The 26,186-nt window shown below is 58.4% G+C and carries 25 protein-coding genes; 18 read left to right on the top strand and 7 right to left on the bottom strand.

The genetic code is table 11. From position 1 onward, the window contains the following. Positions 1-75: 75 nt before the first annotated feature. The 3 genes from fdhD (at position 76) to HX793_RS07045 (ending at position 3,942) form a co-directional block, all read left to right on the top strand. The gene (gene fdhD, locus HX793_RS07055; protein WP_177051761.1) at positions 76-915 is read left to right on the top strand and encodes a formate dehydrogenase accessory sulfurtransferase FdhD; all 840 of its coding nucleotides are present in this window, start codon (positions 76-78) and stop codon (positions 913-915) included. Further along, a complete protein-coding gene (locus tag HX793_RS07050; RefSeq protein ID WP_177059985.1) occupies positions 912-3,260 on the top strand; it encodes an FdhF/YdeP family oxidoreductase in 2,349 nt (782 codons plus the stop codon). The genes fdhD and HX793_RS07050 overlap by 4 nt, the downstream gene beginning before the upstream one ends. Positions 3,261-3,462: 202 nt before the next feature. Next, positions 3,463-3,942, top strand: coding sequence for a glycine zipper domain-containing protein (locus HX793_RS07045; RefSeq protein WP_177094538.1), 480 nt, complete (start codon positions 3,463-3,465; stop codon positions 3,940-3,942). A 25-nt stretch (positions 3,943-3,967) separates the two neighbouring features. Here the strand turns inward: HX793_RS07045 and HX793_RS07040 are convergent, their stop codons facing one another. Further along, a complete protein-coding gene (locus HX793_RS07040; protein ID WP_177059983.1) occupies positions 3,968-4,399 on the bottom strand; it encodes an acyl-CoA thioesterase in 432 nt (143 codons plus the stop codon). A 22-nt stretch (positions 4,400-4,421) separates the two neighbouring features. Continuing rightward, complete coding sequence (locus tag HX793_RS07035) at positions 4,422-6,359, bottom strand: RecQ family ATP-dependent DNA helicase (RefSeq protein ID WP_177059981.1); 1,938 nt, start codon at positions 6,357-6,359, stop codon at positions 4,422-4,424. 164 nt (positions 6,360-6,523) lie between these two features. On the opposite strand from HX793_RS07035, the gene HX793_RS07030 reads away from it, so the two are divergent. The 9 genes from HX793_RS07030 (at position 6,524) to HX793_RS06990 (ending at position 13,095) form a co-directional block, all read left to right on the top strand. After that, the gene (locus tag HX793_RS07030) at positions 6,524-7,573 is read left to right on the top strand and encodes a S8 family peptidase (RefSeq protein ID WP_177051769.1); all 1,050 of its coding nucleotides are present in this window, start codon (positions 6,524-6,526) and stop codon (positions 7,571-7,573) included. A gap of 115 nt (positions 7,574-7,688) precedes the next feature. After that, complete coding sequence (locus HX793_RS07025; RefSeq protein ID WP_016979054.1) at positions 7,689-7,859, top strand: YhfG family protein; 171 nt, start codon at positions 7,689-7,691, stop codon at positions 7,857-7,859. Then, positions 7,859-8,458, top strand: a complete 600-nt coding sequence (locus HX793_RS07020) for a putative adenosine monophosphate-protein transferase Fic (RefSeq protein ID WP_177059977.1) — start codon at positions 7,859-7,861, stop codon at positions 8,456-8,458. Before HX793_RS07025 ends, HX793_RS07020 begins: the two co-directional genes overlap by 1 nt. A 204-nt stretch (positions 8,459-8,662) precedes the next feature. Beyond that, on the top strand, positions 8,663-9,145 hold the full coding sequence (locus tag HX793_RS07015) for a hypothetical protein (protein ID WP_177051773.1): 483 nt from the start codon (positions 8,663-8,665) through the stop codon (positions 9,143-9,145). A 4-nt stretch (positions 9,146-9,149) separates the two neighbouring features. Continuing rightward, positions 9,150-9,794, top strand: coding sequence for a DUF1493 family protein (locus HX793_RS07010; protein ID WP_177051775.1), 645 nt, complete (start codon positions 9,150-9,152; stop codon positions 9,792-9,794). Positions 9,795-9,985: 191 nt separating this feature from the next. Then, positions 9,986-10,342 (top strand): DUF1493 family protein, encoded by a 357-nt coding sequence (locus tag HX793_RS07005; protein WP_177051777.1) that lies wholly within the window; start codon positions 9,986-9,988, stop codon positions 10,340-10,342. 17 nt (positions 10,343-10,359) lie between these two features. Next, positions 10,360-11,226 (top strand): DMT family transporter, encoded by an 867-nt coding sequence (locus HX793_RS07000; RefSeq protein WP_256349069.1) that lies wholly within the window; start codon positions 10,360-10,362, stop codon positions 11,224-11,226. A 337-nt stretch (positions 11,227-11,563) separates the two neighbouring features. Then, complete coding sequence (locus tag HX793_RS06995) at positions 11,564-12,436, top strand: hypothetical protein (RefSeq protein WP_177059975.1); 873 nt, start codon at positions 11,564-11,566, stop codon at positions 12,434-12,436. After that, the gene (locus HX793_RS06990; protein ID WP_177059973.1) at positions 12,433-13,095 is read left to right on the top strand and encodes a hypothetical protein; all 663 of its coding nucleotides are present in this window, start codon (positions 12,433-12,435) and stop codon (positions 13,093-13,095) included. The genes HX793_RS06995 and HX793_RS06990 overlap by 4 nt, the downstream gene beginning before the upstream one ends. A gap of 43 nt (positions 13,096-13,138) precedes the next feature. On the opposite strand, the gene HX793_RS06985 is transcribed toward HX793_RS06990, so the two are convergent. Together HX793_RS06985 and hslO are read right to left on the bottom strand one after the other, a co-directional pair. Beyond that, positions 13,139-14,680: a phosphoenolpyruvate carboxykinase gene (locus HX793_RS06985; RefSeq protein WP_016979047.1), complete on the bottom strand. Its 1,542-nt coding sequence runs from the start codon at positions 14,678-14,680 to the stop codon at positions 13,139-13,141. Positions 14,681-14,859: 179 nt separating this feature from the next. Next, on the bottom strand, positions 14,860-15,762 hold the full coding sequence (gene hslO / locus HX793_RS06980) for an Hsp33 family molecular chaperone HslO (RefSeq protein WP_016979046.1): 903 nt from the start codon (positions 15,760-15,762) through the stop codon (positions 14,860-14,862). Between the two features lie 104 nt (positions 15,763-15,866). Here hslO and HX793_RS06975 point away from each other — a divergent pair, with 104 nt between their 5' ends. Then, entirely contained in the window at positions 15,867-16,670 is an 804-nt protein-coding gene (locus HX793_RS06975) for a phosphatase PAP2 family protein (protein ID WP_016979045.1), read from the top strand. 134 nt (positions 16,671-16,804) lie between these two features. Here HX793_RS06975 and HX793_RS06970 read toward each other — a convergent pair whose 3' ends face one another. Then, positions 16,805-17,212, bottom strand: coding sequence for an RNA-binding S4 domain-containing protein (locus HX793_RS06970; RefSeq protein WP_016979044.1), 408 nt, complete (start codon positions 17,210-17,212; stop codon positions 16,805-16,807). A gap of 297 nt (positions 17,213-17,509) precedes the next feature. Here HX793_RS06970 and rimB point away from each other — a divergent pair, with 297 nt between their 5' ends. Together rimB and rimK are read left to right on the top strand one after the other, a co-directional pair. Beyond that, positions 17,510-17,992: a retropepsin-like aspartic endopeptidase RimB gene (gene rimB, locus HX793_RS06965; protein WP_016979043.1), complete on the top strand. Its 483-nt coding sequence runs from the start codon at positions 17,510-17,512 to the stop codon at positions 17,990-17,992. Next, on the top strand, positions 17,989-18,894 hold the full coding sequence (rimK, locus tag HX793_RS06960; RefSeq protein WP_010214091.1) for a 30S ribosomal protein S6--L-glutamate ligase: 906 nt from the start codon (positions 17,989-17,991) through the stop codon (positions 18,892-18,894). Before rimB ends, rimK begins: the two co-directional genes overlap by 4 nt. A 95-nt stretch (positions 18,895-18,989) precedes the next feature. Here rimK and HX793_RS06955 read toward each other — a convergent pair whose 3' ends face one another. After that, on the bottom strand, positions 18,990-20,303 hold the full coding sequence (locus HX793_RS06955; protein ID WP_177094536.1) for an ATP-binding protein: 1,314 nt from the start codon (positions 20,301-20,303) through the stop codon (positions 18,990-18,992). 117 nt (positions 20,304-20,420) lie between these two features. Then, complete coding sequence (gene ompR / locus HX793_RS06950) at positions 20,421-21,161, bottom strand: osmolarity response regulator transcription factor OmpR (protein WP_016979041.1); 741 nt, start codon at positions 21,159-21,161, stop codon at positions 20,421-20,423. A gap of 356 nt (positions 21,162-21,517) precedes the next feature. Between ompR and HX793_RS06945 the strand changes: the two genes are divergently transcribed. The 3 genes from HX793_RS06945 to gshA all read left to right on the top strand — a co-directional run bounded on the left by HX793_RS06945 (position 21,518) and on the right by gshA (position 26,023). Then, positions 21,518-23,842 carry a Tex family protein gene (locus HX793_RS06945; protein ID WP_177094534.1) on the top strand — a complete coding sequence of 775 codons (2,325 nt, stop codon included), beginning with the start codon at positions 21,518-21,520 and terminating at the stop codon, positions 23,840-23,842. After that, positions 23,842-24,225, top strand: coding sequence for a PaaI family thioesterase (locus HX793_RS06940; protein ID WP_016979039.1), 384 nt, complete (start codon positions 23,842-23,844; stop codon positions 24,223-24,225). The genes HX793_RS06945 and HX793_RS06940 overlap by 1 nt, the downstream gene beginning before the upstream one ends. 214 nt (positions 24,226-24,439) lie before the next feature. Beyond that, entirely contained in the window at positions 24,440-26,023 is a 1,584-nt protein-coding gene (gene gshA / locus HX793_RS06935) for a glutamate--cysteine ligase (RefSeq protein ID WP_177051780.1), read from the top strand. Positions 26,024-26,186: the final 163 nt, after the last annotated feature.

Here is a 26,186-nt window from a genome sequence, read left to right as displayed (position 1 = left end):
CAGTACTGGCAATTAGACGCGACGCTTTGTCGCGCCTAGTCTAAACACTGATCAATCCGCCGGTGGTACTGCCCCATGAACGCCAAGCGCCCAGTCTGCGCGGCGCCCGCTCTCGAAACGCCAGCGCCCGCCGCCAGCCAGAGCTACCAGTATTGCAATCTCGAACACACGGAATCTGCCAGCACAGCCTTGGCGGAAGAAGTGGCGTTGGCGATTGCCTACAACGACATCAGCCAAGCGGTGATGCTCGTGACGCCGACGGATCTGGAAGACTTTATTGTCGGATTCAGTATCGGTAGCGGCATTATCGCCGACGTTAGCGATATTTATGATCTGAAACTCAGCGGTTCGGGCTCAGCCCAATACGCTCAGGTGCAGATCTCCAGCCGCGCCTTCTGGAACCTCAAGCAGCAGCGCCGCCAGTTGGCCGGCACCAGCGGCTGTGGCTTATGTGGCGTGGAAGCCGTTGAACAGGCCCTGCCAGACCTCCAGGTATTGCCTGGCGCGCCCTTGCCGCCCGCCGAATGGCTGGATGGCCTGCGCCAACGCATCAGCGCCTTTCAGCCTTTGGGCCAATACAGCGGCGCCGTGCATGCGGCCGTGTTCATGAACGGCCAGGGCGAGTTGTTGCTCGGTCGTGAAGACATCGGCCGGCACAACGCCCTGGATAAATTGATCGGCGCCTTGATCCGCCAAAAGATTCCGACCGAAGGCGGCCTGGCGATTGTTACCAGCCGTTGCAGCCTGGAGCTGATCCAGAAAGTCCTGCGCGCGGGCATCCAGACCCTGGTCAGCCTGTCGTCACCCACCGGCCTGGCCCTGCAATGGGCCCGCCGGCATAACCTCAATCTCATCCACCTGCCGCAGAAAAGTGCGCCGCGGGTCTACAGCCCTGCGATGGAGAACCAGCCATGAGCCAGCACCACCAAGCCGACCAAACCCCCACCCCGCGCTACAAGCCCTACAAGGGCGCAGCCGGCGGCTGGGGCGCACTGATCAGCGTGGCGCAGGCCTGGCTGACCAGCGACAACGCGCTAAAAAACCTGCGCATGATGCTCAAGACCAACCAGAACGGCGGCTTCGACTGCCCCGGCTGCGCCTGGGGCGATTCGCCGGAAAGCGGCATGGTCAAGTTCTGCGAAAACGGCGCCAAGGCGGTGAACTGGGAAGCCACCAAGCGCCGTGTCGACGCGGCATTCTTCGCCAAACACAGCGTGACGGCCTTGCTGGAGCAAAGTGACTACTGGCTGGAATACCAAGGCCGTCTGACCGATCCGATGCGCTATGACGCCGAAACCGACCGCTACACGCCCATCAGCTGGGAAGCGGCCTTCGACCTGGTCGGCAAACACCTCAACGCCTTGCCGAGCCCGGACATGGCCGAGTTCTACACCTCGGGTCGCGCCAGCAACGAAGCGGCGTACCTGTATCAACTGTTCGTGCGCGCCTACGGCACCAACAACTTCCCGGACTGTTCGAACATGTGCCACGAAGCCAGCGGCGTTGCCTTGGCGCAAAGCGTGGGCGTCGGCAAAGGCACCGTGACCTTTGATGACTTTGAGCATGCCGATGCGATCTTCGTCTGGGGCCAGAACCCCGGCACCAACCACCCGCGCATGCTTGAACCGCTACGCGAAGCGGTCAAGCGCGGCGCCCAGGTGGTGTGCATCAACCCACTGAAAGAGCGTGGCCTGGAGCGCTTCCAGCATCCGCAACACCCGCTGGAAATGCTCACCAACGGTGACAAGCCGACCAACACCGCCTACTTCCGCCCGGCACTGGGTGGCGACATGGCTATCCTGCGCGGCATGGCCAAGTTCCTGCTGCTGTGGGAACGCCAGGCGCAGGCCGAAGGCAAAGAAGCCGTGTTCGACCACGACTTCCTCAACGAACACACGGCCAACGTGCTGGAGTACCTGGGCAAGATCGACGACACCTCCTGGGATGAAATCGTCGAGCAGTCCGGCCTCACCCTGGTCGAGATCGAGCAAGCGGCGCGCATGTACGCCAAAGGCAAGAACGTGATCATGTGCTGGGCGATGGGCATCACCCAGCACCGCCATTCGGTGCCGACCATCCAGGAAATCGCCAACCTGATGCTGCTGCGCGGCAACATCGGCCGCCCAGGTGCCGGCTTGTGCCCAGTGCGTGGCCATAGCAACGTGCAGGGCGACCGCACCATGGGCATCAACGAACGTCCGCCCGTGGCGTTCCTCGACTCCCTGGAACGTCGCTTCCAGTTCCAGGTGCCGCGCGTCAATGGCCACAACGTGGTCGAAGCGATTCACGCGATGCTCGAAGGCCGCTCCAAGGTATTTATCGGCTTGGGCGGCAACTTTGCTCAAGCCACGCCAGACAGCCCGCGTACCTTCGAAGCACTGCGCAATTGCGACCTGACCGTGCAGATCAGCACCAAGCTCAACCGCAGCCACCTGATGCACGGCAAAGACGCGCTGATCCTGCCGTGCCTGGGCCGTACCGACATCGACATCCAGGCCGACGGCCCGCAAGCGGTGACGGTGGAAGACTCGTTCAGCATGGTCCACGGCTCCAACGGCCAGTTGCAGCCGCTGTCGAAGCTGATGAAGTCAGAGCCTGCGATTCTCGCCGGTATCGCTGCCGCCACCCTGGGCAGCAAACCGGTGGATTGGAACTGGCTGGTGGCCGATTACGGGCGCATCCGCGACCTGATTGCCGATACCATCCCGGGTTTCAAGGACTTCAATGAGAAGATCAAGAATCCGGGTGGTTTCTACCTGGGCAACTCCGCCGGCGCACGCCGCTGGAACACCCCGTCGGGGCGCGCCAACTTCCGCCCGAACATCTTGCCCAAAGATTTGATCCACGAGCGCACCCACGCGACGGGCAAGGTGCCGGATCTGATCATGCAATCGATGCGTTCCCACGATCAGTACAACACCACCATTTATGGCCTGGACGACCGCTACCGTGGGGTCAAAGGCCAGCGCGACGTGTTGTTCGTCAACGAAGCCGACATCATCCGCCTGGGCTTCAAGCCGGGGCAGAAGGCCGACATCGTGTCGCTGTGGGAAGACGGCCGCGAGCGCCGGGTGAAGGGCTTTACCCTGCTGGCATTTGATATTCCGGCCGGGCAGGCTGCGGCCTACTACCCGGAGGTGAACCCACTGGTGCCGCTGGAAAGCACAGGGGATGGCAGCCATACGCCGACGTCGAAGTTCGTGGCGATTCGTTTGGAAGCAGCGAGTGACAATGGCCTGATCATGGCACGCTCTGCATAAATCTTCGGGCACAAAAAAGGCCGCTTTTGCATAAAAGCGGCCGTTCCGAAGTAGTTAAAGACTCACAAAAATGACTTAAGTTCCCCATACAAAACAGCAACTTAGCAAATTGTATACAACTACTGCCACCGGTCGGATTTCGATTGTCACACTCCCGATACAGCCTCAGGATCGCGCCGTCATCCCCTTGAGGTTTCCCCTGATGAAGTTCTCCTCGATTCTCTTGTTGTCCCTTGGCCTGGTCAGTGGCGCAGCCATGGCCGGTGGCACCACCGAAGCCGGTGTGGGCGGCGCATTGGGCGGGGTTCTAGGTTCGGTTGTCGGCCAGTCGATCGGCGGCAATACCGGCTCGACCATCGGCGCAGCCCTGGGCGGCGCAGGCGGGAGCGCGGTGGGTGCGGACAAACGCAGCCGTGGCGAAGCAGCCATTGGTGGCGCCTTGGGCGCGGCCGGCGGCAACTTAGTCGGCCGCAGTGTCGGCGGCAGCACCGGTGCACTGATCGGTTCAGCGGCCGGCGGCGGCGCAGGTGGTGCGCTGGGCAACTACATGGGCAACAAGAGCGATGACGATGATCGTCGTTCACGCGGGCGTGATAACCGTCGCTATGACCGCGATGATCACCGTGGCCGCGGGCATGCCTATGGCCATCGCAAGAACAAGCATCACTACCGTCACCGCTAAGGCCTGAGGGTGTAGGCGCTCGCGCCTACACCACCACCCGCTGCAACGCCTCGCGCAACATCCCCGGAATCGTCACCGGCTGGTTCGAACCCCGATCCACAAACACATGCACAAAGCGCCCCGCCGCACACGCCTCTTCTTCGCCTGCCTTGAACACCGCCAATTCGTACTGCACTGAACTGTTGCCCAACTTGCCAACCCGCAGGCCGATTTCGATACGCTCGGGAAAGGCGATCGACGCAAAATAATCGCACGCCGAACTCACCACGAACCCCACCACTTCACCGTCATGAATATCCAGGCCACCCTGCTCGATCAGATAGGTATTCACCGCCGTGTCGAAAAAGCTGTAGTAAGTCACGTTGTTCACATGACCATACACATCGTTGTCGTGCCAACGCGTAATGATCGGCTGGAAGTGCGGGTAATCGGCGCGTTGCGGCACTGAATCAGGCATGGGCAAGTCTCGTGAGATGGGTTTACAGGTCATTCAAATGGGCCTGGGCCCACTCGCGAACCTCGGCGTACGGATAGTCCTCCAGCGCAGCAAGGCCTGGAATGCCTCGCGCCTTCAACTTGGTAAACAACGGCACACTGATGCCGCCAAGGAAACGCGTCAGGCGTTCCGCCCCAGGCAAGTGGCCAGTGTGTTCATGATGCCTGTGGATAAAATCACCGCACAGCCCCATGAAGTTTTTATCCACAAGCGGCGGCAAACCTGGCGGTGGCGGAAGGTGCGCAACGCGGCCGTGGCACACCGAGCAATGCCCACAACGCTGGGGCGCATTTTCATCGCCGAAATACTGCGCCAGGCGTTGACCCAGGCAGTGTTCGGTGGCGAACAGATCGAGCATGGCGTGAATCCGTGCGACCTCACCCACCTCATGCTGCTTGAAGCCTGTGTATAACTCGGCGCTCAGTACCTGTGGATCAAAATCGGTGTCCAGCAGGCTGTAGACCTCCGTCATCTGCTTGCTCTCAAGCTCGATCAGGCCTTGCTCCTGGAAGTAATCCAGCGCCTTCACCACCCGACTGCGTTCGGCATTGTGCTGTTGATAAAGTGCGTCAAAATCCACCGTCGCCCAGGTCTTGGCCCGCTTGCACACCTGGATGATCGCCGCGACAAACTGCTGCCGCTCACCGGAGAAGCGCGCGAGCAAAGCTTCAGGTTCAATCAGGTACTTGAAACGGTACTCGGCATAAAACGCATAACGCGGCGCAATCACGCCCTTGAGCTCCAACTGCACCAGCAGGGTCTTCAACGGCAGCTCGCGGATGTTGCTGTGGTCCGACAAAGACCTGAGCAAAAATTCCCACTGCCCATCGCCTCGCGCGGCCTGCAACTCGTCAAGGACCCGCCGAATGCCCTCCTGCTCCGGCGTATCGCCGTACACGAAGTTTTCCAGCACATTGAGGCTGTCGCGGTTGGCCAATACCAGGCAATCGGACGGTTGCCCATCACGCCCCGCGCGGCCGATTTCCTGGCTGTAGTTCTCGATGGACTTGGGCAGGTCGAAGTGCACCACATTGCGGATATCACTTTTGTCGATGCCCATGCCAAACGCGATAGTGGCGACGATGCAATTGGAGCGCCCACCCATGAAACGCTGCTGGATACCCTCGCGCTTATCGTGAGGCAAACCGGCGTGGTAGGCCTCGGCCTGGATGCCGTTACGGTTCAAATGCTCGGCAATCTGCTCGGCGGTTTTCTGCAGGGTGACGTAGACGATACTCGGCTGATCGGCACGCTCGCTCATCCACTGCACCAGCCGTCGACGCTTGTCCGCACCGCTGACCGGCTCCACCAACAGGTTGAGATTGGGCCGGTAGAAGCCCGTGGTGACCACATCGTCCGGCGCAATGGCGAACTTGGCCTGCATGTCGGCAATCACCTTGGGCGTCGCTGTAGCCGTCAACAGCAGCGCTTGTGGGATATTGAACTGACGCTGGTAGTCCGGCAGCTTCAAATAGTCCGGACGGAAGTTGTGGCCCCACTCGGAAATACAGTGCGCCTCGTCCACCACCAACAGCGAGATCTGCACGCTTTGCAGGAAGTTACGAAAGCGCTCGTTCTTCAGGCGCTCAACGGAAATCATCAGGATCTTCAACTCGCCCGAACGCGCGCGGGCCATCACGTCATTGGCGTCCTCGCGGCTCTGGGCCGAATCGATACTGCCCGCCGAAATGCCATGACGCTGCAAGAAACCCAGCTGGTCCTGCATCAGCGCCAACAGCGGCGACACCACCAGCGTCAGGTGCGGCAGCAACACCGCCGACAATTGGTAGCACAGGGACTTGCCCGAACCCGTTGGGAAAATAGCCGCTGCCGAACGGCCGGCCAGTACGGCACTGACCGTCTCTTCCTGGCCCAGACGAAACTGTGGATAACCAAAAACCTGCTGGAGGGTGTCGTGCATAGGCTGTCACTCCGTTGACCGCTGAAGGAATCAAAAACATAGATCAGCGATCAAGAAAAGGTCGGGGATAAACGCTACAAACTGATACAGAGAAAACCAGCAAGCCCGCGCAAAAACGCAGACAGTAGCACGCCAGATCACCTACCCCCGACAAGGAGTCGCGGATGTCTCGATGCTCACTGTTTTCACTGCAACATCTAGCCATGTTCACGCTGTCATTATTGCTGCTGGGCTGTGTAAACGCCCCCGCCCCAATACCTGCCGAACCGGACACACAGCGTTTTGAAACGCCCGAATACTTCGAGCAAAAAGCCCTGCTCATTATAAAAGCCTCCTCCCTCTACGCGCGGGGTGGCACCGGCCAGGGCGTTAAAGTCGCTTTGATCGACTCAGGGCTCAACCAGGCACTGCCCGAGTTCTACGGCCGTGTAGCCGATCCGGGCTATGACTTTGTGACACAGCAGCCCGGCACCCTCGACATCAAGGGTCACGGCACCCAGATGGCCGGTATTCTCGCCGCGAACAAGAATGACCAGGGCATCCACGGTATCGCCTTCAACGCCCAGTTGATCCCCATGCGCTTCGGTGATGACAAGGAGCCGTTCTACTTCGACAGCGAAATCGCCCAGGCCTGGGAGCTCGCCTATACCAAAGGGGCACGCATTTTCAGTAACTCATGGGCGAACCCCATTGAAGCCAACACCAACGAGATTCCCATCTACGAACGCCTGATGGGTGACTCGTTGGGCGTGGCAAAAAAACGGGTGGCCGAAGGGGCAGTATTCGTTTTCTCAACGGGTAACGAGGTCAAGCGTGAGCCGCTAGCAGAACCCGGCCTGCCCGCGCTGGTGCCGGAACTGGAGAAAGGCTGGATAGCCGTCATGGCCCTCAAGAACGACGGCACGGCCATCAATCTCAAATCCAATTATTGCGGCCTCGCGGCACGCTGGTGCATCGCGGCGCCAGGGGGAGACGGCGGCTCAGGGTTGTTGACTACCAACAAGGATGGCAGCTACGGCCCCACCGCGGGCACCTCGCCGGCCGCTGCGTTGGTCAGTGGTGCCTTGGCGGCATTGCAGAGTCGCTTTCCCGAGATGACACCGCAACAAGTGCGTGAGCGCCTGCTCAGTACGGCGAATCGAACGGGTATCTATGCCAACAGCGAAGCCTATGGCCGAGGGTTGATGGACCTCGACGCCGCCTCGCGCCCGTAGCCATTGCCCAAACAGACAATGCCCCCACCGGGGCGCGTTGATGTGATTTTTTCTCCGGCCTACCCTCTGAAGCATTGCGCTACAATAAAGCCTTGCTACCCAGGAGTACGCTGCCATGAGCGAACCGACGTTTGAGCAAAAACAGGATCACTACCACAAGATCCGCCGTTCCAATTACCTGGCCAGCCTGCGCCTGGAAGGGTTCGATACCCAACCGGCCGACGTCGACAAACCTCTGCCGACCCGCGAAGCCGTCCTCGCCAAGTACCGCAACACCCCACGCTGATGCTCGACAAATACGGGGTGGGCCAGGATCCGTACTGCTATCCCGGTAGCAGCGTCCTGCGCAACCGCCTCGATTTGCACGACGAGGCCCGCTTGCACCAAGCCGAGCGGGAATTATCCGAAATCGCCGTAGGCAACCTCCCGCTCTTCCCGACGCCCTACGACCTCGACCGCTTGCAACACATCCACCACACTCTGTTCAGCGACCTCTACGACTGGGCCGGCGAATTGCGCAGCGTCAATATCCAGAAAGGTGACACCCTGTTCTGCACCCCGGAACGCATCCCGCCGGAAGCGGCGAAGATCATCCGGCGCATGCATGAGGCCAACTGGTATGTCGGTGTGAGTCAGGCTGAGCTGATTACGCAAATTGCCGAGGCCTACGGCGACCTCAACGTCATCCACCCCTTCCGCGAAGGCAACGGCCGGGCGCAACGGATCTTGTTCGAGCAGATCATCGTCAACGCCGGGTTTTCGGTGAACTGGTGGCTGGTGAAACACGCGGCGTGGATACCGGCGAATATTGATGCGGTGGCGTGTGATTATCGGGGGTTGGAGGCGATTTTTGAGCGGTGTGTGAGTCGGCCTGTCGGCAATTGATCACACGCCAGCTAGAACCACACCACTCACCTGTTTTGCTGTTAAGTCACTGCAAGCCGCAAATCCCGGAAAGCCCTGTAAGAAACCTCCATACGCCTCGACATCCCCTTCCGAAACTACTTGAAACTCCTGCCCACCCCTCTACAAAACTCACCTTTCTCTGACTGAAACTAGCGCCCTTTCAGCAACCCCCGGCAAATACCCGTGAACATCGAAAGGACTCAACATATCGGCCACTACGGGGTTACCTTCACGGTGCTGCGTTTTGTCGTCCTGCCTGCCAATTACTCTGCACTGGTAAACCTCTGCCTGCTGGAAGCAGGTGCGTCTGCAAACGAAGTGCGCCAAAGACTCCTAGATATCTACAGAAAAATGCTTGCTCGCGATCTGCCTTGCAAAATGACGGTTGCGATCTCCAAACCGCTTACCCGGCAACAAGCTGACTTACTCAACACACGTGGGGAGATCGTTGCAGGATTAATCAGCAGCGCCGTGTCAGCCCCCATGAGCCTGGCATCGCCTGCCGTTGGGTTCGCCGCTGGCGCAGCTGCTGGCCTCATTATTAAAGGGATCATTCGCAGCTATCACGCCGGTGATGTGGTAGTTGGCCTCGACGCCCAGGTCAACGGCGGAATTGGCCCCCAGCGATCACTGTCGGCCATGGTCCGGCAGTTCCAGGGTGGCTAATGCAATGAATGAATACCTTCAGTGGATCAACTTACTGCCTCTTCTCGCACTGGCCATCATCGTCGACAGAATAATAAAGCTGCCTTTACTCAGAAGATGGCTTGGACTCTGCCTATTGGTAGCTGGCCCAACACTCCTGTTATATGCCACCTCTTGGATCAGAGAGGCACGGCTTGAAAGCCTGCCGATAGTCGCTTTCGTGACAGGCATCGGGTTATTGAGCACCCAAACTATCTATCGCAGGGCTAAAACCACTCACCCTTTATTCATCGCACCGACCTTGAACCTTGCGCCAGACTTTCCTGATGACCCGCTCATGCTCCATCTCTTGCAAATTTTGCATGAGGGCATCGGTCTGCCCAAACACAAAACCATCTCCCTCGAGACGTCAGTCAACCACGATCTCGGGTGTAATCGTGCCGAAGCCAAGCAATTGATGGCCCTCCTGAAGCTGGATTTCGGTTTGAGGCCAGGTGACTACAACAGCAACCGCTACTTCAAGCGTCGCGGCTTTGATGCCTATTTGCGATATGTGGAAAAAGGCAGCACGGGAAAGCGCCCTCTAACCATCGACATGCTCTACCAAGCCGTCAAAGCCAAGTACTGGGACACCCGGACACTCGAAGCCAAGGCGTACCAAAAACCATGAATTTCTGCCTGCAATTAGTGTGTTTTCTCGGGTTCTACCTGTTGCTTCATTATCAGATTACCGACTGCACCCTCACAATGCCCTTGCTCCCTGCCTTCATATTCTTGATAGGCTTGGCACTCTTCATCACTCGAAACAAATACCCGCTTCGCCGCAACCGTTCCCCTCACCCACTCCTGCGTGCCCCCACCATGAACCTCGCCCCCAACTTCCCCGAAGACCCCGTCATGCAGCGACTCCTGCAACTGCTGCACGAAGAAATCGGCCTGCCCAAACACAAGACGATCCGCTTGCAAACCTCGATCAACTTCGACCTCGGCTGCGACGGCAGTGAGGCCAAGCAACTGATGGAAGCACTGGAGCAGGAATTTGCGCTCGACCTGGGCGACTTCGACACTTATCGTTACTTCAATCCGCCGGTGTTCGATGTGTTTCTCAAACGCCGCGCCAAGGGTCGCGGCGAAAAAGTGCCGCTGACCCTCGGCATGCTCTACCTGGCCATCAAGACCCACAGCTGGGACACGCAGACGCTGGAAAACCTGAGCTGAACCACTAAGGACCTTACATGGACGTAACAATGGGCCTGCTGGCCGCCCTGCTCTGGGGTGGTACGGATTTTCTCGTGGGCCTCAACGCCCGAGCCGTGGGCGTTAAACGCGCGGTGTATTTCGGCCAAGCGCTCGGCTTCCTGATCATGACTGTGCTGCTGGTCATTCTCCCGAGCTTGCTGTTCAAATCCCTCGACGCCCCGCTGAGCGTGTGGCTCCTGGGCGTCGCCGCCGCCCTGCTCACCGTCTCCGGCGCCCTTGCGCTGTCCAAGGCCTTCGCCCTTGGCAAAGCCGCCATCGTCGCGCCGCTGGTGACGTCCTACGGCGTGGTGACCACACTGCTGTCCTGGGCCAGCGGCGAGCACATCAGCCTGACACAACTGGGCTGCATCGCCGTGTGCGTGATCGGCGTGATCCTCTCCAGCATCCACAACGACAACGGCGTCCCCCACAACAACCCGCGCCAGTCGATCGCCTACGCCATGCTCGCCGCCTTGCTGTACGGCACCAGTTTCTGGCTGCAGGGCCGCTACACCCTGCCGGCGCTAGGACCGATCACCATGCTCTGGCTCGGTTACCTGGTGGGGCTCTGCGTATTGGTGGTGATGGTGCTGAAAATCAAGGACGGCCTGAAAATCCCACCGCTGAAAAACTGCGCAACGCTGACCGGTGCAAGCTTGATGAACCTGGGTGGGTTCTCGGCGTTTTCCTGGGGGGCGATGGCGGGCTCAGTGTCAGTGGTGACGGTGATCAGTACGTTGTCGGGCGGGATTGCGGCGATTCTGGGGTTTGTGTTTTTCAAGGAGCGGTTGTCGGCGGTGCAGATAATAGGAGTAGCTTTGGTGCTGCTCGGTTCAGTGGCACTGCATAGCATCGGCTCATAGGGTTCACCAAGATCGAAGCGTCTATGGCATGCCTGAAAAGCTTAATGATGCGATCTTAAAGATTTTTAGGAACTAAAGCTAAACAGCGACCTGAAGGCTAGCAAAATGCCTCCATTACGGTTTAATCTCTAAAACTGCTGAGGATGTCAGCGCACGAATGATAAACCGTATCGACTGAGAATGGACTCTGACATGTACTTCAGAAAGGAAAAGCAACACAAAGAGCAGAATTTTTGCCCATTTCACAGCAACAGCTTTGGAACGATTACGTAAAGAGATAAAAATCTTTGCACGTTAAAAATCTAGCGCGTGAAATTTCAGAATTCAGGGCAGCAAAATGGAAAAGCAACTAATAATTAAGTTTGAAGGCACTCTGGCGAAAGGCAACAAAATCTCTATACGGACGCTTTCGCACACGTTACCGCACTTTCAGAGAGCCATAGACAAAATAATAATGTATGAAACAAGGGATAGTGTTGGGAAAGGTGCAACCTTGCATCAAATTCATTACCCTGTCGCGGATCTATACCTCGAGGAAATTGTAGAAGGCTCTATAATCCTCCCTCTGATCGGAAACCTACTCACGGGCGCGACCGCTAGATTTAACACATTTCTATCAGAGCCATATCGAGAAGCCGAAAACACCATCGACAGTAAAATATCTACATTTGACACACGAGTCGAAACGGTAAGAACGCAGCTGGCATCGGGACTTGTGAAGCCAATAAGCCATCAATCTTTAATAGATAGAGAGAAAGTTGCACAAACCGATTATGCACAGGCAGCTTTTTTGAATGATATAAACAATATGCTTGCGCCACTGCGTTCTAGAAGCTGCGCAGAGGATCAAATCACTATACATAATGCTGACCCAAGGCATCCAGCGACTTTTGTTTTCAACCAAAACAAAAGTAAGGCGTTTGCAAAAGTAGTAAGAGCGCAGAGGCTAGCACACCCCGTGTCTTACTCAGGAAAATTAGAAGGCTTGGTGAATAGGGGAGGAACTGGCTTTCCATACGTCGTTAAGTTTATATGCTCCTCGACCGACAAAGAAATGAAATTATTAGTGGCCAGCGAATCAGATGCTTTAGAACTCAACAAATACAACATTGGCAATACTGAAATTGACATAATTGCATGCCCGCTTTCCGTTTATGGCACGTTCGATCCACTTTCTGGCGATATCGTTTTTATCGCGTTTCGCAAATGATTTTTGAGAGTTTCATTGAGGACAGTTTAAAACCTGTCCACGGCCTAATAACTAAAGAAAGGCTAGCCATCTTTGCGCTGTCACTTATGCTCTGCACACCTGACAGCTTTGAAATACTTGAGCTTTTAGCGAAAGGGCCGAGCATTTCTGAACTCACTGAAAAATTCGGAAATTCACTAAAAAACCTTCCTGCTATCCCCTTCGCCTTTTTTATGACCGTAGTATTTTTTCTTTCTGCCAAGATGCATCAATTAATAGCAAAAATCACAAACAAGCTCACACTGAAAAAACTAGGAACCATAACCACCAAACTTCAAGAACTTGAGAAAAGCGAAGACGATTTTTTCACGAATCGCTTATTGGAAATTAGTTTCGACTGGAAACAAGAAAAAGATAATGCAGATAAGAACGTCAAACGACTTTCAACTTTAAGCGAAACATTTATATCCCTGAGCATAATATGTTTTTACTTAACAGCCAAACATGACGGCTCAATAATTGCCGCATTCCTGCTAGGAATAGTTGCAATCCTCTACAGCATGGAATCAAGCAGAAAAATATTAATCATATATCTCACAGACATTGCCACTTATAAAATTGCTTCAACTAGGCTAAGCAAAATATCGGGAGATTATACCCTCAAAACTCCTGAAAAATAAAAAAGCCGCCCACAAGAGGCGGCTTTTTCACAACGCTCGAATCTTACAACTTAGGACCCGCAGCCTTGATCGCATCGCTCACTTCAAACTTCTTGAAGTTCTCGATGAACAGACCCGCCAGCGCCTTCGCCGCTTCGTCGTAGGCAGCCTTGTCGGCCCAGGTGTTACGTGGGTTCAACAGGCCGGTTTCAACGCCCGGTACGGCCAGTGGCACGTCGAGGTTGATGGTGTCGAGGTGTTCGGTTTCTGCACCGATCAACGCGCCGCTCTGGATCGCTGCGATGACGCCGCGAGTGGTCGGGATGTTGAAGCGGTTGCCGACGCCGTAGCCGCCGCCGGTCCAGCCGGTGTTGACCAGGTAGACCTTGGAGCCGAAGCCGCGGATGCGCTTGATCAGCAGCTCAGCGTATTCGCCAGCCGGGCGCGGGAAGAACGGTGCGCCAAAGCAGGTGGAGAAGGTCGACTTGATGCCGCCGCCGGAACCCATTTCGGTCGAGCCCACCAGTGCGGTGTAGCCGGACAGGAAGTGGTAGGCCGCTTGTTCTTCGCTGAGGATCGACACCGGTGGCAGTACGCCGGTCAGGTCACAGGTCAGGAAGATTACCGCGTTTGGCTCGCCGCCCAGGTTCTTCTCGGAACGCTTGGCAACGTGCTCCAGCGGGTAGGCGGCGCGGCTGTTCTGGGTCAGGCTGACGTTGGTGTAGTCGGCGTGCTTGGCCTCGTCGATCACCACGTTTTCCAGCACGGCGCCGTGCTTGATGGCTTTCCAGATGACCGGCTCGTTCTTCTCGGACAGGTCGATGCACTTGGCATAGCAACCGCCTTCGATGTTGAACACCACGCCTTCGCCCCAGCCGTGTTCGTCGTCACCGATCAGGTAACGGCTTTCGTCGGCGGACAGGGTGGTTTTGCCGGTGCCCGACAGACCGAAGAACAGGGTCACGTCGCCTGCTTCGCCGATGTTGGCGGCGCAGTGCATTGGCAGCACGTCGGAAGCCGGCAGCAGGAAGTTCTGCACCGAGAACATGGCTTTCTTCATCTCACCGGCGTAACGCATGCCGGCGATCAGCACTTTCTTCTGGGCGAAGTTGAGGATCACGCAACCGTCGGAGTTGGTGCCGTCACGCTCTGGCACGCATTCGAAGTTGGCCACGTTGAGCACTTGCCACTCTTCACGACCGGCCGGGTTGTACTGGGCCGGGTTGATGAACAGGCAGCGACCGAACAGGTTCTGCCAGGCAGTCTGGGTGGTCATTTTCACGGCCAGGTAGTGGTCTTCGGCAGCCCCTACGTGAACATGGGAAACGAAATGCTCTTGCGCGTTGTTGAAGGCCTCGACGCGAGCCCACAGGGCATCGAACTTGTCGGCCGGGAACTTGCGGTTGATCGGGCCCCAGGCGATGGAAGCCTGGGTGGAAGGCTCTTCAACGATGAAACGGTCGACCGGCGAACGGCCAGTACGGTGACCGGTTTCGACGACCAGCGCGCCAGTATCGGCGAGCACGCCTTCACCACGCTGCAGGGCTTCTTTAACCAGATCGTCAACACTCAGATCGGTGTATACGGCGTTGTTGGCTTGCGTCATGAGGTTCCCCGTCGGCCTATGGCCGAGTGCTCCAAACGTTTTGTAGTAGAAAGTTGCGCACTACTACCGCGAAAAAAGTGGGCCGGATTATGCCAGAAAAGCCCAAAAAGAGTAGGGCCCTCCCGTCAGAACTGCGCTAATCCGGCGTTTGTCAGGTGATTTACCTGTGCTTAAACGTTTTAGTGGCGGGTGTCGGAAGGGGTGTCGATGCCTGCGCCAGCGAACAATTGGGCGACATCGGCCGCATCGAACAGGTAGCGCTCGTTGCAGAACTGGCAGTCGATCTCGATATGGCCGCCGTGCTCTACCACCAGGTTTTGCGCATCTTCCAGGCCGAGGCTGACCAAGGCATTGGCCGAGCGCTCGCGCGAGCAGCTGCAATTGAAGTGCAGGCCTTGTGCGTCAAACAGTCGCACGGCTTCTTCGTGGTACAGGCGATGCAGGATGGTTTCGTTGTCCAGGCCCAGTTGCTCTTCAGCGGTGAGGGTGCCGGCCAGGGCCGTCAGCTTGCGCCAGCTGTCGGTGCGCTCGTCTTCATCCTTGATGCGATCAGGCGGCAGTTGCTGCAACAGCATGCCGCGGGCGCGTTTGCCGTCGGCGTTGAGCCAGAACTTGGTGCCGACCTGCTGGGACATCACGAAGTAGTTGGTGAAGCAGTCCGACAGGGTTTCGCCGTCCAGGTCGACGATACCTTGGTAGCGCTGGCCTTCGGTGGGGTCGACGGTGATCGCCAGCACGCCGTTGGCCATCAGGTCGGACAAGGTGGCGTCCGGGGCAATCTGGTCAGCCTCGTAACGGGCCAAACCACGGATTTCACGTTCGCTGGAGCATTCGATCATCAGCATCGGCACCGGCCCTTCGGAACGCGCCTGCAGGATCAGCAACCCGTCGAATTTCATGGTGCCCACCAGGAGCGCCGCCGCTGCCATCAGCTCCCCGAGCAGTTGCGCGACCGGCTCCGGATAGGGGTGCTTGGCGAGGACTTCGGCATAGCTGCGCTCCAGCGAGACCAGCTCGCCGCGGGCGTCGCTCTCGTCAAAGATGAAGCGTTGGGTGAAGTCGGTATCCGGTAGATCAGTCATAGGTCTGGGTATCTGAATTGATGACAAATTGATTACAAGGTTTATAGAATTAAACGCTTTAGCACCGTTTTGGTGCGGTTTTCTGGAGCCGTGGGGGACAGTTTATGAACAATCCGGGTTTGTTCCAAGCCAAGTGGAACCTCGGGCGATGGGCCTTTTGCAATCTACTCGCTATCGCACTGCTGTGTTTTTGGCTGTGGCCCACGGGCCAGATGCTGTGTGTGCTTTTCGACGAGTGGCTGTTTCATCTGCTTAATGACCCGCTGGCCAGCAATTCGACCTGGCTGTACGTGTGGGCGGTAGCCAGTTTGCGGCCATTCGATGCAGTGGTCGGCGTGATTCTGCTGACGCTGCTGATTCGCGGCGACTGGGTGTTCAAGGCCGTGCAGGTGCGCCAGGCACTGTTCGGTTTTATCGGCATTCTGCTGCTGTTGCTGTTTATCCGCATGCTGTTTTCCAAATTCGCGGCGCACATGGGCTGGCAGCACAGTAGCCCGTCGATGGTGATCAGCGGAGCGATCCAGATGAGCGACTACTTCCCGGGGCTGGAGAAGACCTGGGAATTGAAGGACCGTTCGAGCCAGAGTTTTCCAGGGGATCACGCGTCGGTGCTGTTGATCTGGGGGATGTTCATGACGGTGTTCGCCAAGCGCGGCGGCCAGGTGCTGCTGATCTGGGGCCTGGCGCTGCTGTTCATGATGCCGCGCCTGGTGGCGGGTGCACATTGGGGCCAGGACGATTACATCGGCGGGGTATTGCTGGCGCTTTTGGCGCTGGGGTGGGGGTATTACACGCCGTTCGCGGCGAAGGTTTCGAGTGGGTTGTTGCGGGTGACGGCGCCGGTGTTTGAATTACTGGGCCGGCTGCCCTTGCTTGGCCGATTGAGCGTCTTGCGCACAGCCGCATAACACCGCTGGCTCATGTGGGAGCTGGCTTGCCTGCGAAAGCGGTGGGTCAATGACCTAGATGCCGACTGACCTGACGCCATCGCAGGCAAGCCGGCTCCCACACTTGATCTCCTTTGTACTGGAGATTTTCGCAATCAATCATCATTGCCACTGCCGCGAAACTTGAACAGATCACGGCGCTGCTTCTTGCTTGGTTTACCATCGGTGGTCATGCCTGTGGCACCGGCCTTGCGCATCGCCGCCGCATTTTCACGCTTGGCGATGCTGGCTTCGGTCTCGGTGTACAACGCCTGTGCTTCAGGCGCACCACGGCGCACGATGGAAAGCGCCTGAACCACGACCGTCTTTTCATCAAACCCAACACGAATCTGGAACTCGTCCCCGACACGCGGTTCTTTGCCCGGCTTGCAGCGCTCGCCACGATGGTGCACCTTGCCGCTCTCGATGGCAGCCTTGGCCAGTGCACGGGTTTTATAGAAACGCGCGGCCCATAGCCACTTGTCCAATCGGACCTTTTCTTCCTCTTCCTGCTTTTGAGCCACTTGAATTCCTCATTCTGAAAAATGTCGCAACCTTACTCTTGAAACCCTTCAACGCATAAACCTCAAGGCTCACCTAAGATACGCCAGGAACATCCAGTTTTGCGTGCCTTGCCCAAGCCTCCAGTGATTATTGAAGCTTGAGAGATATCTGTCGCCATTTGCCGATTATTCTGCGTGAATACCGCGAATTCGGCACCTAGCCATCAGTGATGGCAGGGGATTGTCACAATCCGTGAGCAGTTGGACGTTACTGTCCTCGACAACTACGAAACATTTCTGAAATGCCGGTTATCCATATTGAAGACATTTGACCATTTGACCGTTGTGGGTCTGCGTGAGTGGGTGGCACTTCCCGACTTGGGAGTGGCAGGCCTGCGCGCGAAGATCGACACCGGTGCCAGCACCTCAAGCCTGCACGCTACCGATATCGAGCCGTTTGAGCGCGACGGTGAGAAGTGGGTGCGCTTTACCGCGCACCTGGGCAGTGTTGTGCAACTGCGACACCGCCGCTGCGAAGCGCCCCTGGTGACGATGAAAACCATCAAGAGCTCCAACGGGCATGCGCAGGTGCGCTATGTCATCAGCACCACGCTGGCGCTGGGTGATCGGGTATGGCGGGTGGAGTTCACCCTGGCCTGCCGCAAAGCCATGCGTTACCGGCTGTTGCTGGGTTCCAAAGCCTTGATTGACGGCCAACTGGTGGTCAATCCCGGCATCAAGTACGTTCAAGACAAGCCGGTGTTCCCGGTCTCTACTCTTTCTGTCCCAGGTGCTGCATGAAGATTGCTGTGCTGTCGCGAAACCCGCGTCTGTATTCCACCCGCCGCCTGGTTGAGGCCGGCACCGAACGTGGCCACGAAATGGTGGTGATCGACACGTTGCGTGCCTATATGAACATTGCCAGCCACAAGCCGCAGATCCACTACCGGGGCAAACCGCTGGAGGGGTTTGATGCGGTGATCCCACGCATCGGAGCCTCGGTGACGTTCTATGGCTGCGCGGTGTTGCGCCAGTTCGAAATGATGGGGGTGTTTCCCCTCAATGAGTCGGTCGCCATTGCCCGTTCACGGGACAAGCTGCGCTCGCTGCAACTGTTGTCGCGTCGGGGGATCGGCCTGCCGGTGACGGGCTTTGCCCACTCCCCCGACGACATCCCCGACCTGATCGACATGGTCAATGGTGCGCCGCTGGTGATCAAGGTACTGGAAGGTACCCAAGGTATCGGGGTGGTGCTGTGTGAAACCGCGACAGCGGCCGAATCCGTGATCGAGGCGTTCATGGGCCTCAAGCAGAACATCATGGTGCAGGAATACATCAAGGAAGCCGGCGGTGCGGATATCCGCTGCTTCGTGGTGGGCGACAAGGTGATTGCAGCGATGAAGCGCCAGGCCAAGCCAGGGGAGTTCCGCTCCAACCTGCACCGTGGCGGCAGCGCCAGCCTGATCAAGATCACTCCGGAAGAACGCATGACCGCACTGCGGGCCGCCAAGGTGATGGGGTTGAGTGTGGCGGGTGTGGATATCCTGCGCTCCAATCACGGGCCGCTGGTAATGGAGGTGAATTCGTCACCGGGCCTCGAAGGCATTGAAACCACCACGGGCAAGGACGTGGCGGGGATCATCATTCAGCATCTGGAGAAGAATGGTGGGCCGAATATGACCAGGACCAAAGGTAAGGGCTAAAAAGTGTGGGAGCTGACTTGCCTGCGATAGCGGTGGTGAATCCACTATAGCTATCGCAGGCAAGCCAGCTCCCACATTTGATGACTTGGTGTTTGTCAGACCGCATCCCTAGGCAACATCAGCCCAAGCGGCAAACGCACGCGCGCCTCCAGGCCACCCTCTTCGCGATTGCGCAGCTCAACATTGCCGCCATGCATCGAGGCAATCCGTCGCACAATCGCCAACCCCAAGCCAGTCCCCTTGCCACCCCGGGCACGGTCGCCACGGGTGAACGGGTTGAAGATGCCTTCCAACTCGTCCGGGTCGATGCCGGCGCCCCGGTCCATCACGCTCAGCACCACATAAGGCGCAGCACTGTCGCCGGAGACATACGCCGCCACTTCCACATCGGAACCCGCGTGATGCAAGGCGTTGCCGATCAGGTTGTTCAACAGGCGCTTCATCGATACCCGACGTAACGCAAACGGCTGGATCGGCTCCAGGCGCATACGCACCTGCTCGCCATTCTGGTTGTAGGGTGCAACCACCTCACGCACCAGGTCCGTCAGGTCGACTTCCTCCACCACCTCATCACGGCCATCGCGAATAAACGCCAGGAACTGGTCAAGGATCGCGTCCATGTCTTCGATGTCGCGGACCATGTCGTCGGTAAGATCGCTGTCGTTGCCCATCAACTCCAGAGACAAGCGCAGTCGCGTCAACGGCGTGCGCAAGTCATGGGACACCCCCGCCAGCATCAACTCGCGCTCGCGCCCGGCCTGTTCGACGTCTTCCGCCATCTGGTTGAACGCGCCGTACACCTCGGTCATCTCGCTGGGAGTATCGCTGACCGGCAGGCGCACGCTACGCCCTTGGCCCAATTGACGGGCGGCAAACACCAGGCGTTTTAGAGGCTGATTGAGCTGTCGCACGAAAATCCACGCCGAGGCCGTTGAAAGCAAACCGATCGCCAGGAACCAGCCCAACACGTTCCAGATCTTCTGCCCCCGCAGCGGATGCGGGTACAGCGGTACTTTCAACCAATCTTCGCCCAGGCTTGGCGCACGCACCCACAAGGCTGGCGACACATGCATACGCAGCCGCACCTCGGTGTCTTCACCCAGTTCGGCCTGCATCTGGCGTTGATAGATTTCACTGTAGGGCCAATGCTGCTCGCCTTCTGGCACACCCGCGCCAGCGACACGCACCAAGGTCGCGGCCTTGGCGATCTTCTCGCGGTTCTCAGGGTCTGCCGCCCAATAGGCGCGCAGCGTCAGGGCGACACCGTGGCTGTATTGCCGGTCCACCAGCACGTCCTCGTTCATCAACAGATAAACCAGTGTGAGTGCCTTGGAGAACAGAACGACGATCAGCACCAGCCAAAGGGTGCGGGAGAAGAAACTTTGGGGGAACCACAGCGGGGTTTTCATAGAAGACTGCTAGATACCTTGCAGAAACGAGCGGCGCTCGCAGAATTGCAGACGCCGGACATCCCGTCGACTCTCATGGAGTCAAACGCCAGGATGCCCGCCCCTGCAAATCACCGGTCAACTGGTTTTATTGCCGTCCGGCACAAACACATAACCCACACCCCATACCGTCTGGATGTACCGCGGCTTGGATGGGTCCGGCTCGATCATCCGGCGCAGACGGGAGATCTGCACGTCGATGGAGCGCTCCAGTGCATCCCATTCCCGACCACGGGCCAGGTTCATCAGCTTGTCGCGGGTCAGCGGCTGGCGAGCGTTCATCACCAGGGCCTTGAGAACGGCAAATTCACCCGTGGTGAGCATGTGCACTTCATCGCCACGCTTGAGCTCACGGGTCGCCAGCGACAGTTCGTAGTCGCCAAAGGTGACACTCTCGTCTTCGCTGCCTGGGGCACCTGGAACCGGCGGCGCTTGGCGACGCAGTACGGCTTTGACCCGAGCCATCAGCTCGTCAGGGTTGAACGGCTTGGCCAGGTAGTCATCAGCGCCCAGTTCGAGGCCCTTGATGCGGCTCAGCTCATCACCCTTGGCGGTGAGCATGATGATGGGAATCTGGTTGTTTGCGCCGCGCAGACGTTTGCAGGCGGTCAGGCCGTCTTCGCCGGGCAGCATCAGGTCGAGTACGACCAGGTTGAAGACTTCACGCCCAAGCAGGCGGTCCATCTGCTCGGTGTTGGGCACCGCGCGAGCACGGTAGCCCTTTGAGTTGAAGAAACGCTCCAGCAGGCTGCTCAGCCCTGGATCGTCGTCAACGATGAGAATTTTTTCGCCTTCAGCAGTTTGTGCAGTGCTGCTCATTGGATGCTCCTCTTATCTCGGCGCGCATTATGGCCTAGCTGCCGTTATACGCACCGTGTGCATTGTTAGCAGATTTTTCCTCAACTGCCAGCGAACCCACGCCCTACAACCGTTGGCGCAATCCCCCCCAAGGGCAGAACGCTGGTTATAATGCGGCGCCGTCGTGCAGGGCAACGTCCGATCGTTACCGTTTGATGCCGAGGCTTTTTTTACCCGCTTGTGTGATTTTTTCGATTTCGAGGGTCAATAGGCTGCCTCTTGACCCAGGCAGCGGCGCCAGTCGGGCCGCTCAACCAGCCTCCCAGGGCCTTGTTTTCCGGGCCTGCGAGCTGCTTTTCAGAATTTCAGGTGGTTTTATGGACAGCATCAACAGCCGCATCGCCGAGGAACTCGGTGTACGCCCACAACAGGTCGAAGCGGCCGTCGCTCTACTGGATGAGGGCTCCACGGTGCCCTTCATCGCCCGTTACCGTAAAGAAGTGACCGGCAGCCTCGACGACACCCAGCTGCGTCACCTGGAAGAGCGCCTTCGCTACCTGCGAGAACTCGACGAACGGCGCATCAGTATCCTCGCCAGCATCGAGGAACAGGGCAAGCTGACCCCGCAACTCGAGCGTGACATCAAGCTCGCCGACACCAAGACCCGCCTCGAAGACCTCTACCTGCCGTACAAACAGAAGCGCCGCACCAAGGGCCAGATCGCCCTGGAAGCCGGCCTGGGCGAGCTGGCCGACGGTCTGTTCAACGACCCATCGCTGACCCCGGACACCGAAGCCGCCCGCTTCATCGACACCGAAAAAGGCGTCGCCGACGTCAAGGCCGCCCTCGAAGGCGCCAAGTACATCCTCATGGAGCGCTTCGCCGAAGACGCCAGCCTGCTGGAAAAACTGCGCACTTACTTGAAGCAAGAAGCCATTCTCAGTGCCCGCGTCATCGCCGGCAAAGAGGAGGAAGGCGCCAAGTTCCGCGATTACTTCGAACACGACGAGCCGCTGAAAAGCATGCCGTCCCACCGCGCGCTCGCCATTTTCCGTGGCCGTAACGAAGGCATTCTCAGCTCTGCGCTGAAGGTCGGCGACGAATTGCCGGGCACCATGCACCCGTGCGAAGGCATGATCGGTCAACAATTCGGCATCCAGAATCAGAACCGTCCTGCGGACAAGTGGCTCGGTGAAGTGGTGCGCTGGACCTGGAAGGTCAAGCTCTACACCCACCTGGAAACCGACCTGCTCGGCGAACTGCGCGACGGCGCCGAGACCGAGGCGATCAACGTGTTCGCCCACAACCTGCATGACCTGCTGCTGGCCGCCCCGGCCGGCCCGCGCGCCACCCTGGGCCTCGACCCGGGCCTGCGTACCGGCTGCAAGGTCGCGGTGGTCGACTCCACCGGCAAGCTGTTGGACCACGCCACGGTGTACCCGCACGTGCCGCACAACAAGTGGGACCAGACCCTCGCAATCCTGGCCGCCCTGTGCGCCAAGCACGCGGTGGACCTGATCGCCATCGGCAACGGCACCGCCAGCCGTGAAACCGACAAGCTGGCCGCCGAACTGATCAAAAAATACCCAGCCATGAAGATGACCAAGGTCATGGTTTCCGAAGCCGGCGCCTCGGTGTACTCGGCGTCGGAACTGGCGTCCAAGGAATTCCCGGACCTCGACGTGTCGATCCGTGGCGCGGTGTCCATCGCCCGTCGCCTGCAGGATCCATTGGCCGAACTGGTGAAGATCGACCCTAAATCCATCGGTGTCGGCCAGTACCAGCACGATGTGTCGCAGCTGAAACTGGCACGCGGCCTGGACGCCGTGGTGGAAGACTGCGTAAACGCCGTGGGCGTGGACGTGAATACCGCCTCTGTTGCATTGCTGGCACGTATTTCCGGCCTCAACGCCACACTGGCACAGAACATCGTGACCCACCGTGACGAAAACGGCGCGTTCAAAACCCGTGCAGCGCTGAAAAAGGTCGCACGCCTGGGCGAGAAAACCTTCGAACAAGCCGCCGGCTTCCTACGCGTAATGAACGGCGACAACCCGCTGGATTCTTCCGCCGTCCACCCGGAAGCCTACCCGCTGGTGCAGCGCATCGCCGCCGAGACCGAGCGCGATATCCGCTCGCTGATCGGCGATGCTGCGTTCCTCAAACGCCTGGATCCGAAGAAGTACACCGACGAAACCTTCGGTGTGCCGACCATCACCGACATCCTGCAAGAGCTGGAAAAACCAGGCCGTGACCCACGTCCCGAGTTCAAGACCGCCGAGTTCCAGGACGGCGTCGAAGACCTCAAGGATCTGGAGCTGGGCATGATCCTCGAAGGCGTGGTCACCAACGTGACCAACTTCGGCGCCTTTGTGGACATCGGCGTGCATCAGGACGGTTTGGTGCATATCTCCGCGCTTTCGGAGAAATTCATCAAGGACCCGCGTGAAGCGGTGAAAGCCGGTGACGTGGTCAAGGTCAAGGTGATGGAAGTCGACATCCCGCGCAAACGCGTTGGCCTGTCGATGCGCATGAGCGACACCCCCGGCGAGAAAATTGACGGTGCCCGTGGCGCGCGCCCGGGTTCCGCTCCACGCCAGTCGCAGAACAATGCACCGCGCAAGGAAACCGCCACCGCAGCGCCAAGCAACAATGCCATGGCCTCGCTGTTCGCCAACGCCAAACAGTTGAAGAAACGCTGATGGAAATCCCGGCCGGTTTGACCCAGAGCGCGTTCAGCGAACTGATCGGCTGCCGCCTGCAACGCCTTGAGGAAGGCGTTGCCGAGGTGGCCCTGACCCTGGAGCCGCAACTGCGCAACCGCGCGGGCAAGCTCCATGGCGGGGCGATTTTCAGCCTGGTGGACATTACGATGGGGCTGGCCTGTTCCAGCTCCCATGGTTTCGACCAGCAGAGCGCGACCATCGAGTGCAAGATCAACTACATTCGCGCCGTGTCCGACGGTGACGTGCTGTGCACCAGCCGGGTGATTCATGCCGGTCGCCGCACGTTGGTGGTCGAGGCGGACGTGTATCAAGACGAAAGACTTGTCGCAAAAGCGCAGGGCACCTTCGCTGTCCTATAGCTCCCCACCCCCGATTTGAGTTAATTTCGGCGCTGCAATCACGGCGTCGGAATTTTCTCGCTGCGCTGTAGCCAAATTCATGGAGTGAAGTCGGCATATTCAGAGCGGGTTAAATCGACTCTAAACCAGGCGATCACGCCAGTTTTAACTTCACCCTTGTAGACCGTCCTGCCCACCCCCATATTGGGGCGACTGACGCGTGAAGGAATCCAACTTGAGCGAACTTCTCAACCGCCGCCTGGCCCTGCTCGGCAAGCGCGAACACCTCTCCCTGCTAGAGCAGTGCTTGCACGGCATCGAGCGCGAATGCCTGCGTGTCACCGGTGAGGGTCGACTGGCACAAACGCCGCACCCTGAAGCCCTGGGCGCCGCGTTGACCCACGAACAGATCACCACCGACTACTCGGAATCGCTGCTGGAGTTCATCACTCCCGCCCTGCCCAACCCGGCCGATACCCTGAGCAGCCTGGACAAGATCCATCGCTTTGCCTACACCAAGCTGGGCAGCGAATACCTGTGGAGCCCCTCGATGCCGTGCCCGTTGCCGGCCGAGGAAGATATTCCGATTGCCTACTACGGCACGTCCAATATCGGACAGCTCAAGTACGTGTATCGCAAGGGTCTGGCCCTGCGTTACGGCAAGACCATGCAGTGCATCGCTGGCATCCACTACAACTTCTCGCTGCCTGAAGCGCTGTGGCCGTTGCTCAAAGAGACGGAAGGGTTTGTCGGTACCGACCGCGATTACCAGTCCACCGCCTATATCGCGCTGATCCGTAACTTCCGCCGCTACAGCTGGCTGCTGATGTACTTGTTCGGTGCATCCCCTGCCCTGGACGCCGGTTTCCTGCGCGGTCGCTCGCACCAGCTGGAAGTGCTCGACGCCGACACGCTGTACTTGCCCTACGCAACCAGCCTGCGCATGAGCGACCTGGGTTACCAGAGCAACGCCCAGGCCGGCCTCACGCCTTGCTACAACGATTTGAGCAGCTACACCGACAGCCTGCGTGAAGCGGTGGCAACGCCCTACGCACCGTACGTCGAAATCGGAACCCATCAGGACGGTGAGTGGGTACAGCTCAACACCAACATCCTGCAGATCGAAAACGAGTACTACTCCAACATCCGCCCCAAGCGTGTGACCTACACCGGCGAACGGCCGATCCAGGCGCTGGTGGCCCGTGGCATCCAGTACATCGAAGTGCGCTGCCTGGACATCAACCCGTTCCTGCCGATGGGTATCGACCTGCCGGAGTCGCGTTTCCTCGACGCCTTCCTGCTGTACTGCGCGTTGAACGACAGCCCGCTGTTCGCCGACAACGAGTGCGGCAACGCCACCTCCAACTTCCTCAGCGTGGTCAAGGAAGGTCGTCGGCCCGGCCTGCAATTGCAGCGTCAGGGCCAGCCTGTGGACATGAAGGAATGGGCTGCCGAACTGCTGGAGCAGATTGCGCCACTGGCTGCCTTGCTGGATGAGAGCCACGGCATCACCGAGCATAGCCAGGCGCTGGATGCTCAGTTGGCGAAGGTCAAGGATTCGTCCCTGACCCCGTCAGCCCAGGTGTTGGCGGCGATGGCCGAGCGTAAGGAAAGTTTTGCGCAGTTCTCCCTGCACCAGAGCCAGTTGCACGCCGAGCATTTCCGTAAGGAGCCGTTGCCGGCGCAAGAGCAGGCACACTTTGAAGAACTGGCGCGTAAGTCGCTGGCACAGCAGGCAGAGCTGGAGCAGAACGAAGTAGGTGATTTTGACGTGTTTGTTGGCTCGTACCAGGCGAGCATTCTGGCGATCAGTAACTAAAGATCGTACACAAACCCCTGTGGGAGCGGGCTTGCTCGCGAATGCGGTCTGTCAGTGGTTGATGTGCTGACTGATACACCGCATTCGCGAGCAAGCCCGCTCCCACATTTGACCTATGCGCCTCAGGATCCACGTTCACTTCTCCTCATAAGCTAATTCGAAA

Source organism: Pseudomonas reactans, assembly GCF_013387025.1.
GTDB classification, from domain to species: Bacteria; Pseudomonadota; Gammaproteobacteria; order Pseudomonadales; family Pseudomonadaceae; genus Aquipseudomonas; species Aquipseudomonas reactans.
This window is presented reverse-complemented; position numbering and strand designations above follow the sequence as displayed.